The following is a 14665-nucleotide window of genomic DNA, read 5'->3' as shown; positions in this document are numbered from 1 at the left end:
GCGGATGCGGCCGTACGTCCGGAGATCGAGGACATCTGATCGGACGAAGAACCCCTAACGAAAAAGGCAAAAAGGGCGCCGCGCCAGTGTCGCCTTGCCGTCACATGTGTCCCGGGCCGCACCGTCCTCAGTAGCGTCGCTGTCGGCTCTGCGGATCGTGGCGCACCGGCTCACGGAGAGTGAGCGGGATCCTCGGCTCCGCGCGCCTTGATCGCCGGACCGCGTACGACATGGGCACGGGCGGTTCTCCTGCCGCAACCGCAGGCGGCCGTCCTGTTTGGGGCTTGCGCTGCCCTTCGGAAGGACGACATGACGTCAGCACCGCCGAGGTACTCCCACCTCGACAGCCAGACGATCGAACTCACCAACCGTCTCGTCGCGCTCGCATCGCGGGGCCTGCCCATGATGTATCGCGAAGACCGCGACGAATTCGTGCACACGGTCGCGTTCACCGACACAGCTGACGGCGTACGGACGGCGGCGCGCGGGACCAGCCTGCGCTACGCCGCGATCGTCGCGCTCGGGGTGTACTGGCTACCGGAGGTGCGGCATCGGGAGCTGCTGGGCGGCCACCGTATCGACGACTTCATCGCTCTGCTCGTCAAGCGGCAGGCAACCAGTGGCAATCTCGGCGATGTAGCCCTGGTGTGCTGGATCGCTGCGCAGGCGGCCCACCCGCTGCTGCCGGTCGCTCTGGATCGGCTGCGCGAGTTCGACCGGCGAACCGCTCCCGCCTACGTGGTCGAGGCCGCCTGGGTCGTGTCGGCACTGGCCGCAGCGCGCGGCCTGGCCGACGTCGAGGAGCATCTGGCCGCCGCCCGGCAGCGGCTGCTCGGCAGTGTGCTGCCCGGCAGTCCGCTCTTTCCCCACACGACCGGGCCGGGCCTGGTCAGGACCTATCGGGACCACGTCGCCTGCTTCGCCGACCAGGTGTATCCGGTGCAGGCCCTCGCCCGGCTGCACCAGTCCGGGCACGACCCGGAGGCGTTGGCCGCCGCCCGAACGACCGCCGAGCGGATCTGTCGGCTTCAGGGCCCCGAGGGCCAGTGGTGGTGGCACTACGACGCCCGCACCGGCGACGTCATCGAGGGCTACCCCGTCTACAGCGTTCACCAGCACGCCATGGGCCCGATGGCACTGCTCGACCTGACCGAGGCGGGCGGCGGCGAGTACGGGGAACCGATCCGGCGAGGGCTGCGCTGGCTGCTCGGCCCGCGGGAACTCGGTTCCTCCGGTGAGTCGATGCTCCTCGACGACGAAGGGCTCACCGTTCGGAAGGTCTACCGGGGTGATCCGCGCAAGATCGTCCGAGCACTGCACACCGTCGCCACCCGGGCGCGCGCGGGGCTGCGGATGCCGGTCATCGACCGGATCTACCGCCCGACGTCGCTCGACCGTGAGTGCCGGCCGTACGAGTTCGGCTGGCTCTTCTTCGCCTGGCGGGCCAACGTCGGTCCGCGTACGGCCGGAACCCTTCGGGCCGGCGAACCGGCCACCGACCGCACCGGGTGGGGAGCGCAATGACGGCAGAACGGATCACCGTGCAGGAGCCTGAACAGCAGGGGCCCGCCGGGACGCGTGCCCGACTCCGCCGAAAGCTGTTCGGGATCACCATCGACGCCGTGACCTTGCGCGAGACTGTGCAGCGGTGCACGGAAGCGGTGGAGCGCGGTGAGCTCCTCGAGGTGGGCGTCGTCAACGCCGCGAAGATCGTCAAGATGCGCAACGATCGGGCCCTGCACGAGGCCGTGACCGGCTGTGACGTGATCGTGGCCGACGGACAGTCGGTCGTGTGGGCCAGCCGAGTCCTGCGCCAGCCGCTACCCGAGCGGGTCGCCGGCATCGATCTCTTTCAAGCGCTGCTCCGGGTGGCCGAGGAACAGGGCCGATCGGTCTACTTCCTCGGCGCCCGCCAGGACGTCCTCGACGCGATGATCGACCGGGTGCGCCGCCAGCACCCCGACCTGCTCATCGCCGGCAGCCACCACGGCTACTACCGCGACGACGAAGCGCCGGCCATCGCGGACGGCATCAAGGGCAGCGGCGCCGACCTGCTCTTCCTCGGCATGACGTCGCCGAAGAAGGAGATCTTCGTCGCCACGCACGGCCTGCGCACCGGCGCCCGGGTCGTGCACGGCGTGGGCGGGTCGTTCGACGTCCTCGCCGGGGTCGTGCGGCGGGCGCCCCGGCTGTGGCAGCGCATGGGTTGTGAATGGCTCTACCGGGCCCTGCAGGAGCCACGGCGGCTCGGGCGGCGCTACCTGACCACCAACGTGACCTTCATCGGGCTGGTCGTCCGCGAGTGGGCGCGCTCCACCCTGCCCACCCGGCGCGGCGAGAGCAACTGAGGAGACAGACATGCGAGTCGTCATAGCCGGCCAGGGGTACGTCGGGCTGCCGCTGGCTATCCGCGCGGCGGAGGTCGGCCACCAGGTCGTCGGATTCGACGTTGACCCGGTTCGGATCGGGCGGCTCGCGGCGGGTGAGTCGTATGTGGAGGACGTCCAGGCGGACCGCATCCGCGCCGTCCTCGACGCCGGCTCCTACCGACCCACCACCAACCCCGACGAGTGCGCGAGTTTCGAGGTCGCCCTGATCACGGTTCCCACTCCGCTCCGCGATGGCGTGCCGGACCTCTCCTACGTCGAGGCAGCGGCGGAACTACTCGGCCGCCATCTGGGTCCGGGCGGCACCGTGGTGCTGGAATCGACCACCTACCCCGGCACCACCGCGGAGGTCGTGGGGCCGGTCCTTGAGAAGGCCTCCGGGTTGACCGCCGGTAGCGACTTCTTTCTCGGGTTCAGCCCGGAGCGGATCGATCCGGGCAACCCCACGTGGAACGTCGTCAACACCCCGAAGATCGTGTCCGGTGTCGACGAGGCGTCACTGAGCAAGGTGAAGGCCTTCTACGACACGGTTGTTGACACGACGGTCACCGTCAGCTCCTGTCGGGAGGCCGAGCTGGCGAAGCTGATCGAGAACACCTTTCGGCATGTCAACATCGCGCTCGTCAATGAGATCGCAATGATCTCCAACGACCTGGGCATCGACGTCTGGCAGGCCATCGACGCGGCGTCCACCAAGCCCTTCGGGTTCATGCGCTTCATCCCGGGCCCCGGCGTGGGCGGTCACTGTCTGCCCATCGACCCGTCCTACCTGTCCTGGCGAGTGCAGCGCGCCCTCGGCCAGAGTTTCCGCTTCGTGGATCTGGCGAACGACATCAACAACCACATGCCTGACTACGTCGTACGCCGACTCATCGACGCGCTCAACCGCCGGCAGCGGTCTGTGTCGGGTAGCCGGATTTTGCTGCTGGGCCTGGCGTACAAGAAGAACACCGGTGACGCACGGGAGTCGCCGGCGGTGCGGATCGTCCAACTGCTGCGGCAGATGGGCGCAGAGGTCCGCGTCGCCGACCCGCATGTCGTGGAGGCAGTACACGGCGCACCCGATCTGACCTTGGTCGAGGTGACTGCCGAGGAGTTGAGCGCCGCCGACGCGGTCGTCGTGCTGGCGGACCACGACCAGTTCGACTACGACCTCATCGAACGGAAGGCCCGGTACGTGCTCGACACCCGCCATCGGGTGCGGGGTGCCACGGTGGAGGTGATCTGAGGTGCCGCGGATCGTGTGCGTGGCCGGGGCGCGGCCCAACTTCATGAAGGTCAAACCTGTGATGGACGCGCTGGAAGAACGTCACGCGGACGTCGTACTCGTCCACACGGGGCAGCATTACGACGCGGCGATGAACGACGTCTTCTTTCAGGACCTGGGACTGCGACCGCCGGACCGGCACCTGGGCACCGGCTCGGGCAGTCACGCCGAGCAGACGGCCCGCGTCATGACCGCGTTCGAACCGCTCGTGGCCGAGCTGGCGCCCGATGCCGTGGTGGTGGTCGGCGACGTCACCTCGACGCTGGCCTGCGCGCTGGTCGCTGCCAAGGCGGGGGTGACGGTCGCGCACGTCGAGGCCGGCCTGCGCAGCCGCGACTGGGGCATGCCCGAGGAAGTAAACCGGGTCGTCACCGACCGGCTCAGCGACCTGCTCTTCGCGCCCTCGCCGGACGCAATCGACAACCTGCGCGCCGAGGGGTATCACGACGACCAACTGCACCTCGCCGGCAACGTCATGATCGACACGTTGTACGCCAACCTCGACCGCGCGCTCGAGTCCGACGTGCTGCACCGACACGGTCTCACCCCCGGGGCGTACGGGCTGGCGACGCTGCACCGGCCGGCCAACGTCGACGACGCGGGCACGCTCGGTTCGCTGCTGCAAGCGCTCGCCGAGGTCGCCCGGGACCTGCCGCTCGTTCTCCCTGTCCACCCCCGGACCGCCGCCCGCCTCGAAGAGGTCGGTCTCCCCGATGGGATCCGCCTCCTGCCGCCGGCTGGCTACCTCGACTTCATCGCTCTGCAGGCGTCGGCCCGTCTCGTGCTTACCGATTCGGGCGGGGTCCAGGAGGAGACCAGCGCCCTCGGCGTGCCCTGCCTGACCCTGCGCGACTCCACGGAACGCCCGATCACCCTGACCGAGGGCACCAACATCCTCGTCGGACGGGATCCGGAACGGATAGTGACGACCGCCCGGCAGGTCCTGGCCGGTCCGAATGCCAAGCGCATGCCGGACTTGTGGGACGGCCGCGCGGGTCAGCGCATCGCCGACGCGCTGCTGGCCCACCTCACCGCCGGCGGCCGGCTGCGGCCGACCGACGAACGGGGTGCCGCCCGCGGAACGACCGCGACCGTCTGATCGGACCGGGCCAGAACCTCTACCACCGGGTCCGTTCGCCCCCGGGCACCACAATCTTGAGCGCAATTCAGTCGGTGGCGGAGCGCTGCTCCGGCCCGGGCACCGGGACGTCGGCGAAGGAGGCCACCGTCCGGTCGGCGTACGCGCTGACGTCGCCGGTCTGCATCGGGCCGTCCCAGGTCGTCGGCAGCGGCACCGGCACCGCCGGGTTGACCCGGCTGACGATCTCGTCCAGCACCGTCTCCGCATCGCCCACCCAGAGGTGCTTGGCGCCGGGCACCCCGACCACCTCGGCCTGCGGCACCGCCGCGAAGCGCTCCCGCGCCTCGTCCGGCCGCAGGTAGTCGTCGAACTCGGGCACCAGCGCGGTGAGCGGCGTGCCGGACTCCGCCCAGACGGCCAGGTCCCCGGGCTCGGAGAAGCGCAGCGGCGGGGAGAGCAGGATGGCGCCGGCCACCGCCGGGTCGCAGCCGTACTTCAGGGCCAGGTCGGTGCCGAACGACCAGCCGACCAGCCAGATGTTCGGCAGCTCGTGGAACTCGGCGTACTCGATCGCGGCGGCGACGTCGAAACGCTCCCCCACCGCGCCGTCGAAGGCGCCCTCGCTGGTGCCGCGGACGCTGCTGGTGCCCCGGGTGTTGAACCGGAGCACCGCCAGGTCGGCCAGCGCCGGCAGTCGCCAGGCCGCCTTGCGGAAGACGTGGCTGTCCATCATCCCGCCGTGGGTGGGCAGCGGGTGCAGGCAGACCAGGGTGCCAACCGGCTCCCGGTCGACCGGCCGGGCCAGCTCACCGACCAGGCGCAGGTTGTCGGCGGTGTGCAGCTCGATGTCCTCCCGGTGGCCGGGCAGGATCGACGACGCGCGGATCGGTGTGCTCACCGCTCAAGTCTGGCGCGAACTCGCCGCCGCCGCCCGTCCGGGCGGAAACAGCGTGATCCAGATCGCTCAGCCGTACCTCGGGGCGCTGCGGCCGCGCTGGATGATCGGGCCCCGCCGGTCCCGGGCCCGCCAGCAGCCGCTGTGCCAGTGCCGCCGGTCGGTGAGGTCACCCACCCCGTCCGCCGGCCAGGCCACCAGGTGCGCCACCCCGGGGCGGATCTCCTGGTCGCAACCGGGACAGCGGTACGTCTTGGTGGACCCACCGCCGCTGATCCCGCGTACCTGCCACTCGCCGTCGCGCCACTGCTGCACCGACTCCACGCCCTGCCGCGACCGGGCCGAGTCCAGGTGGGCGCTGTCCTCGCGGCGGGGACGGTTGCGACGGGGGCTCACGTACCCAAGGTTACGGCCCGGCCGGCGGGGTGGCCCGCCGGCCGGACCGACATCACTGCCAGGTCTCCGGCCGGGTGAGATCGTCGGCCACCTGGGCCCCGGCGAGCAGTGCGGTCGCGTCCGCCTCGGTGAAGCCGACCGTCGGCCAGCCGAAGTCCGCGATCAGGTGCGCCTTCGGAAAACCGAGCAGCTCCAACTGGTCACCCTTCGGATAGAGGTATGCCGCCCGGCCGCCGATCGTCCGGTTTCCCTCGGTCCGGCCACCCGCGACGCCCTGCGCGTACTGGAGGCCGACCGACATCCAGCGCTCCCCGGTCCGGGTGAGCGTCATCGTGGCGCTGAGCGCCTGCGGGAAGGCGCCGAGGTCCACCCGGCAGCCGGCCAACGTCGCGCCGGGTGGCAGGGCGGTCAGCCGCAGGGGGGCGGCGCAGCGCCGGGCCTGGTCCCACCGCAGCAGGTCCGCGGCGACCAGCAACTCCGCCGCTGTTCCCTCGCTCACCACTGCCCGGGCGAACAAGCCGGAGGCGGGATGCCAGTGTCGGATCAGGACCGGTCGGGCGTCGGGGCCGAGCCTGACCGCCCGGCCATCGAAGGCCGCTTCGGCGGCCAGGTTCCCCAGCTCCCCGGGGAGCCCCTCCACGGGTCGCTGACGCAGGGCCCCCGATGAACGGGCCAGATCGACCGTGACGGCCCGGCCGCTACCGACGTCGATCTGGACGCTCTCCACCCCGCGCGCCACCTCCCAGCCGAGGTAGCGCACCCGGGCCGGGTCGGCGCCAAAGTGCAGCACCTGCGGGTCGGAGCCGATCAGATCGGGCCGGGCGGCGGCCCCGGGAATCCCGTCGGCGCGGGGCGGCGCCACCGCCACCACGGCCGGCGCGGCGAGCTGCGGGGCCGGACCGGTCGACGGCAGACCGGCGATCACCCCGGCGCCGAGCGCCGCCGTGAGCCCCAGCGCGACCCCCGCGCCGGCCCGGCGTCGACGCCGTCGGGCCCGTCCCCCGGCGACCGCCCGCGCGGTCAACCGGTTGGTGTCCACCGCGCCCTCGGCGCGCTCCCGCAGCGTGCTGCTGATCCGCTGATCCAGGTCGGTCACGACCGGCTCCCGTTCGTCGTCGGGGCGCCGTGGCGCTCCCGGAGGTGGGTGAGCGCCCGCATCGCGTGGGTGCGGACGGTGACCGGGGAGCAGCCCAGGATCTGGGCGATGGTCGCGTCGTCGAGGTCCTCGTAGTAGCGCAGCACGAGCACCGCCCGCTGGCGGTCGGGCAGGCCGAGGATCAGCCGCCACATCTCGTCCCGGTCGGCGGCCTCGCCACCCAGGTCCAACCGGCCGGGGCGCTCGGCGAACTCCGCCGTGGCCAGCTCCCGGCTGGACCGGCGCCGCCACCAGGACGTGTTGGCGTTGACCAGCATCCGGCGCACGTAGACGTCCGGCCGGTCGGCCCGGGCGATCCGGCGCCAGTGCACGTACGCGCGCGCCAGCACGTCCTGGGTGAGGTCCTCGGCCCGGTGCTCGTCACCGGTCAGCAGCCGGGCCAGCCGGACGAGCGCCGGCCCGCGACTGCTGACGTACTCCTCGAAGGTCACACCACTGAGACGCCGTCACCGGCGCCCGGTGTTGACACCGCTCAGCGGCGGGTGTGGTCGCGGAAGCCCCGGCCGCTCTTGCGGCCGAGGTAGCCGGCGGTGACCAGGTGCTCCAGCAGCGGCGCGGGGGCGAAGCCCGGCTCGCGCAGCTCCAGGTAGAGCTCCCGCTGGATGGCCAGCGAGACGTCCAGGCCGACCACGTCGAGCAGCTCGAACGGACCCATCGGGTAGCCGCAGCCGAGCTTCATCGCGTAGTCGATGTCCTCGGCGGTGGAGTAGCTGGCCTCCAGCATCTTCACCGCGTCGTTCAGGTACGGGAAGAGCAGCGCGTTGACGATGAAGCCGGACCGGTCGCCGCAGACCACACCGGTCTTGCCCAGCGCCGCGCAGACCGCGCGGGCGGTGGCGGTGGTCTCCGCCGAGGTGCGGATGGTCTGCACCACCTCGACCAGCGGCATGATCGGCGCCGGGTTGAAGAAGTGCAGCCCGACCACGTCGGCCGGCCGCTGGGTCGCCATCGCCACGTCGATCACCGGCAGCGACGAGGTGGTGGTGGCGAGCACGACGCCCGGCTTGCAGATCTCGTCGAGGCTGGCGAAGAGGGCCTTCTTGACGCTCAGCTCCTCGACCACGGCCTCGACCACCAGGTCGACGTCGGCCAGGTGATCCAGGGTGGCCGACCAGTTGATCCGGCCGAGCGCGGCGTCCCGGTCCGCCTCGCTGAGCTTGCCGCGGACCACGCCCTTGTTGAGCGAGGTCTTGACCGCCTCGAAGACCTTGGCGGACTTCTCCGCGCCCCGGGTCACCGAGACGACCTCGTGGCCGGCCTTGGCGAAGACCTCGATGATGCCGGTGGCCATCGTCCCGGAGCCGACCACGCCGACCTTCGCGATGCCGCGCGCGCCATCGGCGAGCGCCGACCCCGTCGCCACCGGCGTCTGCTCGTCGGGTACGACCACCGGCGAGCCCGGCCGCTCGTAGGTGTAGAAGCCCCGGCCGGACTTGCGGCCGAGCAGACCCGCGGTGACCATCTGCTTGATCAGCGGCACCGGGGCGTGCCGGCGGTCCCGGCCGCCGCGCCGGTACATGGTGTCCAGGATCTCGTACGCGGTGTCCAGGCCGATCAGGTCCATCAGCGCGAGCGGACCCATCGGCAGGCCGCAGCCGAGCTTCATCGCGGCGTCGATGTCCTCGCGGGTGGCGTACTTCGCCTCGAACATGCTGACGGCGTGGTTGAGGTAGCCGAAGAGCAGCGCGTTGGCGATGAAGCCGGCCCGGTCGCTGATGGTGACGTCGACCTTGCCGAGCCGCTCGCAGAGCGCCTCCACATCGGCCACCACGTCGGCGGAGGTGACCACCGTGCGGACCACCTCGACCAGCTTCATCACCGGCGCCGGGTTGAAGAAGTGGATGCCGATCACCTGGTTGGGCCGGGTGGTGGCGACCGAGATCTCGGTGACGCTCAACGACGAGGTGTTGGTGGCCAGGATCGCCTCGGGCTTGCAGACCCGGTCCAGCTCGGCGAAGATCCGCTGCTTCAGGTCGAGGTGCTCGGGGACGGCCTCGATCACCAGGTCCACCGAGTGCAGCGCGTCCAGCCCCACCTGGAAGTGCACCCGGGACAGCAGGGCGTCCCGGTCGGCCCCGGCGAGCTTGCCCCTGGCCACCGCCCGGTCGGTCGAGCCGGTCAGGTTGGCCCGGCCGCGGGCCAGGGCGGCCTCGGAGATCTCCACCGCGACGACGTCGATGCCGTTGCGGGCGAACACCTCGACGATGCCGGCACCCATGGTGCCCAGACCCACCACACCCACACTGGTGAACTCGCGCGCCACGACCGGCCTCCCCTGTTCGCTCCGCAGCCGACTTGAACGGCCGCTAAGGTTATGCGCCGGAGTCTGCCACGTGACGCTGCGTTGTCGAGACGCCGTGGGATATTTCACGCGTCCCCGACGGGACGGTCCTCAGACCGCCGCCACCGGGTCGGTCAGCGCGAGCAACTCGGCGACGAACTCGACCGGCCGCTCCAGGTGCGGGCTGTGCCCGCAGCCGGGCAGCACCACCTCCCGGTACGTGCCGCCCGCCGCGGCGTACCGCTCGAGCACCGCCCGGGTCTGCCCGACCATCGGCTGCGGCGGGCAGTCCCGCTCCCCCGGCCAGCCCGGCACGACGCCCAGCGACCCCAGGTACGCCAGATCGAACAGCGAGGTGTCCGAAACGATCACGTCGGCGTCGCCGCGTACCCAGGTGACCGGGGGCTTCGCCGCGACGGCGACCAGCTCGTCGGCGATCCGGAAATGCGCCGGCGCGAGCGCGTTGAGTACCCCGCGCTCCCCCGGCGCCGTGCCGGGCCAGTTTGCCGAGGGGACCGCCGTGCCCGGGTAGTTGTCATCCCCGGTCGCGGTGGAGAGCAGGCTGTCCAGCAGCAGCTCCTCGTCCTCGCCGAGCGAGGCCGGGTCCGCCACGTAGGTGGCCCGGAGCACGTTGCGAGGGCTGGTCGGGGCGTCCGCGCCCCGGTCGCCGGCGGCCAGCCGGGCGACGAAGTCCGGGTTCGCCGTGCCGGCGCCGGTGCCGGCGAAGTCGGGCGTGGTCGGGGTGCCGGTCACGTCGCGGGTACCGCCGAAGCCGTACGGAGAGACCGGCGCGGAGAGCAGCAGCCCGGCCACCCGGTCCGGGTGGTCGACCTGCAGCCGCATAACCACCCCGCCACCGAGCGAGTGCCCGACCACCACCGGGCGGGCGTCGGCGGCGCCGAAGAGGGCCGGGTCGTCGAGCAGGGCGGCCACGTCGTCGGCGAAGTCGCGCAGCCCGCGGGTGGCGTCGACCGGGGCGGTCTGCGTGTCGCCGTAGCCGCGCAGGTCGGGGGCGACGACGCGGAGCGTGGCCGGCAGTCGCCGGACCAGCGGCTCCCAGAAGGCGGCCGACGAGCAGTTGCCGTGGATCAGCAGCACCGGCACGCCGTCCGGCGGCCCGGCCACCCGTACCGCCTGGGTGATGCCGTTCGCCGTCACGATCCGCTGCTCGGTCTCCATCCGCGGCATGCTGTCATCCTTGCCCGGCGCGGCACCATGTGTCTCCGGGCCATGGTGACGCCCGGGACGGAGTGGGCTTCGTGCCCGCATCCCTGACGGACATGCGGATCCGAGCGGTTTCGCGGCCGGTCGACCTACCGCTGCTCGAGAACCGGCCGGACGGCGACCGGCAGCGGAAGGGTCGGGCGGATGTCCGGGCGCCCCACGCTGAAGGAGAGCCCGACCCGTTCGGTGTTGGCCACACCGGGGTCGAAGAAGCGGAGGTCGACCCGGCCGAGCCGGATCAGGTCCCCGTCGCACAACAGCTCGGCGACCTCGATACGCCGGTCATTGACCCACGTCCCGTTGCAGGAACCAAGGTCGGTGAGGGTCGCGCCAGCATCGGTGAGCCGGACGGCCGCGTGCTGCCGGCTCACGTGCGGATCGTTGATCACGATATTGGCGATCGGCGTGCGGCCGATCACCTGCCGGTTCGACCGGACGCGGAAGGCCGCCCCCCGCATCGCACCGCTGGCCACCGTCAAGAGCGGCAACAGCTGCTCCTCCATGGACGATCCCCTTCCCGCCAACTCCCCGGAGTGAGCCTCCCATCACACCGTGGCCCATTCCACTAACCGGCCGGTCAGACCCTCCACCGAATCGGGCTGCCCAACCCCTCGTTCCGGAGGCCGCGCCGGCCGTTTCAGCGGCGCCCGGTCCGGCTGGCCCGGTGATCAGTGCCGGCTGATCCGCCGATCAACTCCGGCCGACCGGTCCGGGCGCTGAACGGCCGACCGGTCTGGTAACGACTGAACAGCCGGTCGCGGGACTACCCGTGGGTAACGCGCGAGTCTAGACTCGCGCCATGACGGCTGTGCATGTCCCGGGCACCCCGGTCATCGAGGACGGACGGCTGGTCTCCACCAGCCCGGCGACCGGCGTCGAGGCCGGGCGCTTCCCGGTCGCCAACCCGGCCGACGTCGCGGCGGCGGTCGAGCGGGCCCGCTCCGCCGCGCAGTGGTGGGCCGGGCTCGGCTTCACCGGTCGCCGGGAACGCCTGCTGCGCTGGCGCGGCCTGCTCGCCCGGCGGATCGAGGAGCTGGCCGAGCTGGTGCACGTCGAGGGCGGCAAGCCGGTCGCCGACGCGATCGTCGAGATCCTCACCGCGATCGAGCACATCGACTGGGCGGCCCGCAACGCCCGCCGGGTGCTCGGCCCGCGCCGGGTGCGGTCGCGCCTGATCCTCGCCGAGTTCTCCGGCCACCTGGAATACCAGCCGTACGGGGTGGTCGGTGTGATCGGCCCGTGGAACTATCCGGTCTTCACCCCGATCGGCTCCACCGCCTACGCCCTGGCCGCCGGCAACGCCGTGGTGTTCAAGCCGAGCGAGTACACGCCGACGGTCGGCCAGTGGCTGGTCGACAGCTTCGCCGAGGCGGTGCCGGAGCAGCCGGTGCTCACCGCGGTGCACGGCCTCGGCGACGTCGGGGCGGCGCTGTGCCGCTCGGGGGTGGACAAGGTGGCCTTCACCGGCTCCACCGCCACCGCCAAGAAGGTGATGGCGGCCTGCGCCGAGTCGCTGACCCCGGTGCTGCTGGAGGCGGGCGGCAAGGACGCGATGATCGTCGACGCGGACGCCGACCTGGACGCCGCCGCCGAGGCGTGCGTCTGGGGCGCGCTGACCAACGCGGGCCAGACCTGCATCGGCATCGAGCGGGTCTACGCGGTCGACCCGGTCTTCGACGCCTTCGTCGGCAAGGTGGTCGCCCGCGCCGAGCGGCTGACCGTCGGGGCCGAGGGCTCGGACATCGGCCCGATCACCATGCCGAGCCAGGTCGAGGTGATCCGCCGGCACATCGACGACGCCATCATCGCCGGCGGGCGCGCGGTGCTCGGCGGGCCGGCCGCGGTGCGGCCGCCGTACGTGCACCCGACCGTGCTGGTGGACGTCCCCGAAGAGTCGGCCGCCGTCCGCGAGGAGACCTTCGGCCCGACGCTGACCATCAACCGGGTACGCGACGCCGACGAGGCCGTACGCCGAGCCAACGCCCTGTCGTACGGCCTCGGGGGTTCGGTCTTCGGTCGCCGGCACGCGGTGGCGATCGCCCGGCGGCTCCGCTCGGGCATGGCCTCGGTGAACTCGGCGCTCACCTTCGCCGGGATGTCCACGCTGCCGTTCGGCGGGGTGGGCGACTCGGGCTTCGGCCGGATCCACGGCGAGGACGGGCTGCGCGAGTTCGGCCGGGCCAAGGCGATCACCCGGCGCCGGGCCCGGTCCCTGCTGCCGTCGATGACGTTCGAGCGGACGCCCGGCGACGTGGCCCGCCTGGTCAAGGCAGCCAAGCTTATGTACGGCCGGCGCTGACCGGCGACCCCGTGCCGCGCACCGGCCGCCGGCCTGCCAGCTGGTGCTTCCGCGTCGAAGGACAGGCGGACGTCCTGCGCGGACCGGGTCAGAAGAGAGTCAGCTCGTCGCGCTCGATGCCACGCAGCTTGTCGTAGTCGACCACCACGCAGCGGATGCCGCGGTCGGTGGCGAGCACCCGGGCCTGCGGCTTGATCTCCTGGGCGGCGAAGACGCCGGCGACCGGGGCGAGCAGCGGGTCCCGGTTCATCAGTTCGAGGTAACGGGTGAGCTGCTCCACCCCGTCGATCTCGCCACGCCGCTTCACCTCGACGGCGACCGCCCCATGGTTGGCGTCCCGGCAGAGCAGGTCGACCGGGCCGATCGCCGTCATGTATTCCCGCCGGACCAGCGTGAAGCCGTCGCCCAGCGTCTCCGGGTTGGCGGCGAGCAGCTCCTGCAGGTGCGCCTCGACGCCGTCCTTGCGCAGGCCCGGGTCGACGCCCAGCTCGTACGAGGTGTCCTGGAAGATCTCCTCCAGGGTGATCCGCAGCTCCTCGCCCGCCTTGTTGACCACCCGCCAGACGCCGGGGGCCTCCTCCAGCCGGCAGGGCGGGCTCATCCAGTTCAGCGGCTTGTACGCCCGGTCGTCGGCGTGGATCGACACCGACCCGTCCGCCTTCACCATGAGCAGTCGGGTGGCCGGCGGCAGGTGAGCCGAGAGCCGTCCGACGTAGTCCACCGAGCACTTCGCAATCATCAGCCGCACCCGACGAGGGTAGCCGAGGACCTCGCCGTCGCCAGCGAGCGGCACTGGCGTGCCGGTGCGATGCTGAGATCGTGTTCGAAGTCCTCACCGGCACCGGGCTCGCCGCCTCGGCGGGTCTCAACGCCTACATCCCCCTGCTCACCATGGGTCTGCTGGCCCGCTACACCGACCTGATCGACCTGCCCGGCGGCTGGCAGTGGCTGGGCAACGGGTGGGTGATGCTGATCCTGGCGGTGCTGCTCGCCGTCGAGGTCGTCGCCGACAAGGTGCCGGTGGTCGACCACGTCAACGACGTGGTGCAGACCGTGGTCCGGCCGACCGCCGGCGGCCTGGCCTTCGGCGCCGGCTCCAGCTCGGAGACGGTGACGGTCAGCGACCCGGGGAGCTTCTTCTCGTCGAACCAGTGGGTGCCGGTGGTGACCGGCGTGGTCATCGCGTTCGGCGTGCACCTGCTCAAGTCGGCCGCCCGGCCGGTGGTCAACGCCACCACCGCGGGCTTCGGCGCGCCGGTGGCGAGCACGGCCGAGGACGCGACCAGCGTGGTGATGTCCCTGGTGGCGATCATCCTGCCGGTGCTGGTGCTGGCGTTCCTGGTCGGCATGGTGGTCTTCCTCTTCTGGTTCCTGCGCAGGCGCAAGGACCGCCGCCGCGAACGCCAGGCCGCGCGCGCCGCCGGCTTCCGCGTCTGACCCACCAGGTACGCCCCGCCGGTTGCGTGAAGAGTTGTTGTCGCGGGAGCGACAACAACTGTTCACGATGTGTGTGGAGACGCCGCTGGCCGGCACCCCGGGTGTGGGGTGCCGGCCAGCGTTCGTGGTGGTTAGCGGGTTCAGCTGTTCCAGTGCTTGGCGACCAGGTCGGCGGCCTGCTTCTCCCACTGGGCGTAGGCGTCGGGGTAGGCCGAGACCTGCACGGTCTGGGCGGCCTCGGT

At 71.8% G+C, this 14665-nt stretch carries 14 protein-coding genes; 6 read left to right on the top strand and 8 right to left on the bottom strand.

Going from position 1 to position 14665, the window contains the following annotated elements:
- The first annotated feature begins 309 nt into the window (after positions 1 to 309).
- The 4 genes from ACLQ2U_RS18285 (at position 310) to wecB (ending at position 4753) form a co-directional block, all read left to right on the top strand.
- Positions 310 to 1524 carry a hypothetical protein gene (locus ACLQ2U_RS18285; RefSeq protein WP_425751884.1) on the top strand — a complete coding sequence of 405 codons (1215 nt, stop codon included), beginning with the start codon at positions 310 to 312 and terminating at the stop codon, positions 1522 to 1524.
- Between the two features lie 98 nt (positions 1525 to 1622).
- The gene (locus ACLQ2U_RS18280; protein WP_425751883.1) at positions 1623 to 2348 is read left to right on the top strand and encodes a WecB/TagA/CpsF family glycosyltransferase; all 726 of its coding nucleotides are present in this window, start codon (positions 1623 to 1625) and stop codon (positions 2346 to 2348) included.
- A gap of 10 nt (positions 2349 to 2358) precedes the next feature.
- Entirely contained in the window at positions 2359 to 3615 is a 1257-nt protein-coding gene (locus ACLQ2U_RS18275; RefSeq protein WP_425751882.1) for a nucleotide sugar dehydrogenase, read from the top strand.
- 1 nt (position 3616) lies between these two features.
- Positions 3617 to 4753 carry a non-hydrolyzing UDP-N-acetylglucosamine 2-epimerase gene (gene wecB / locus ACLQ2U_RS18270; RefSeq protein WP_425751881.1) on the top strand — a complete coding sequence of 379 codons (1137 nt, stop codon included), beginning with the start codon at positions 3617 to 3619 and terminating at the stop codon, positions 4751 to 4753.
- Positions 4754 to 4820: 67 nt separating this feature from the next.
- Here wecB and ACLQ2U_RS18265 read toward each other — a convergent pair whose 3' ends face one another.
- The 7 genes from ACLQ2U_RS18265 to ACLQ2U_RS18235 all read right to left on the bottom strand — a co-directional run bounded on the left by ACLQ2U_RS18265 (position 4821) and on the right by ACLQ2U_RS18235 (position 11190).
- Positions 4821 to 5633 (bottom strand): alpha/beta hydrolase, encoded by an 813-nt coding sequence (locus tag ACLQ2U_RS18265; protein ID WP_425751880.1) that lies wholly within the window; start codon positions 5631 to 5633, stop codon positions 4821 to 4823.
- A 66-nt stretch (positions 5634 to 5699) separates the two neighbouring features.
- A complete protein-coding gene (locus ACLQ2U_RS18260) occupies positions 5700 to 6026 on the bottom strand; it encodes a hypothetical protein (RefSeq protein WP_425751879.1) in 327 nt (108 codons plus the stop codon).
- 52 nt (positions 6027 to 6078) lie between these two features.
- Positions 6079 to 7122 carry a hypothetical protein gene (locus ACLQ2U_RS18255; protein ID WP_425751878.1) on the bottom strand — a complete coding sequence of 348 codons (1044 nt, stop codon included), beginning with the start codon at positions 7120 to 7122 and terminating at the stop codon, positions 6079 to 6081.
- On the bottom strand, positions 7119 to 7613 hold the full coding sequence (locus ACLQ2U_RS18250) for a SigE family RNA polymerase sigma factor (RefSeq protein ID WP_425751877.1): 495 nt from the start codon (positions 7611 to 7613) through the stop codon (positions 7119 to 7121). Before ACLQ2U_RS18250 ends, ACLQ2U_RS18255 begins: the two co-directional genes overlap by 4 nt.
- Positions 7614 to 7654: 41 nt before the next feature.
- Positions 7655 to 9445 (bottom strand): 3-hydroxyacyl-CoA dehydrogenase family protein, encoded by a 1791-nt coding sequence (locus ACLQ2U_RS18245; RefSeq protein WP_425751876.1) that lies wholly within the window; start codon positions 9443 to 9445, stop codon positions 7655 to 7657.
- A 129-nt stretch (positions 9446 to 9574) separates the two neighbouring features.
- Complete coding sequence (locus ACLQ2U_RS18240) at positions 9575 to 10651, bottom strand: alpha/beta fold hydrolase (protein WP_425751875.1); 1077 nt, start codon at positions 10649 to 10651, stop codon at positions 9575 to 9577.
- Between the two features lie 125 nt (positions 10652 to 10776).
- Positions 10777 to 11190 (bottom strand): FHA domain-containing protein, encoded by a 414-nt coding sequence (locus ACLQ2U_RS18235; RefSeq protein WP_425751874.1) that lies wholly within the window; start codon positions 11188 to 11190, stop codon positions 10777 to 10779.
- A 296-nt stretch (positions 11191 to 11486) separates the two neighbouring features.
- Here ACLQ2U_RS18235 and ACLQ2U_RS18230 point away from each other — a divergent pair, with 296 nt between their 5' ends.
- Positions 11487 to 12986, top strand: a complete 1500-nt coding sequence (locus ACLQ2U_RS18230) for an aldehyde dehydrogenase family protein (RefSeq protein WP_425751873.1) — start codon at positions 11487 to 11489, stop codon at positions 12984 to 12986.
- Between the two features lie 88 nt (positions 12987 to 13074).
- Here the strand turns inward: ACLQ2U_RS18230 and nucS are convergent, their stop codons facing one another.
- Positions 13075 to 13734 carry an endonuclease NucS gene (gene nucS, locus ACLQ2U_RS18225; RefSeq protein WP_425751872.1) on the bottom strand — a complete coding sequence of 220 codons (660 nt, stop codon included), beginning with the start codon at positions 13732 to 13734 and terminating at the stop codon, positions 13075 to 13077.
- Between the two features lie 71 nt (positions 13735 to 13805).
- Between nucS and ACLQ2U_RS18220 the strand changes: the two genes are divergently transcribed.
- Positions 13806 to 14423: a DUF4126 domain-containing protein gene (locus ACLQ2U_RS18220; protein WP_425751871.1), complete on the top strand. Its 618-nt coding sequence runs from the start codon at positions 13806 to 13808 to the stop codon at positions 14421 to 14423.
- Positions 14424 to 14665: the final 242 nt, after the last annotated feature.

The sequence above is a fragment of the Micromonospora sp. DT47 genome (genome assembly GCF_049844475.1).
Classification (GTDB): Bacteria; Actinomycetota; Actinomycetes; order Mycobacteriales; family Micromonosporaceae; genus Micromonospora.
Note: the sequence above shows the minus strand (reverse complement) of the source record. Positions and strands in the feature narration are given on the sequence as shown.

Coding starts and splice junctions, on each gene's coding strand:
- ACLQ2U_RS18285 (WP_425751884.1), top strand. CDS start 310: ATGACGTCAGCACCGCCGAGGTACTCCCACCTCGACAGCCAGACGATC.
- ACLQ2U_RS18275 (WP_425751882.1), top strand. CDS start 2,359: ATGCGAGTCGTCATAGCCGGCCAGGGGTACGTCGGGCTGCCGCTGGCT.
- ACLQ2U_RS18240 (WP_425751875.1), bottom strand. CDS start 10,651: ATGCCGCGGATGGAGACCGAGCAGCGGATCGTGACGGCGAACGGCATC.
- ACLQ2U_RS18235 (WP_425751874.1), bottom strand. CDS start 11,190: ATGGAGGAGCAGCTGTTGCCGCTCTTGACGGTGGCCAGCGGTGCGATG.
- ACLQ2U_RS18230 (WP_425751873.1), top strand. CDS start 11,487: ATGACGGCTGTGCATGTCCCGGGCACCCCGGTCATCGAGGACGGACGG.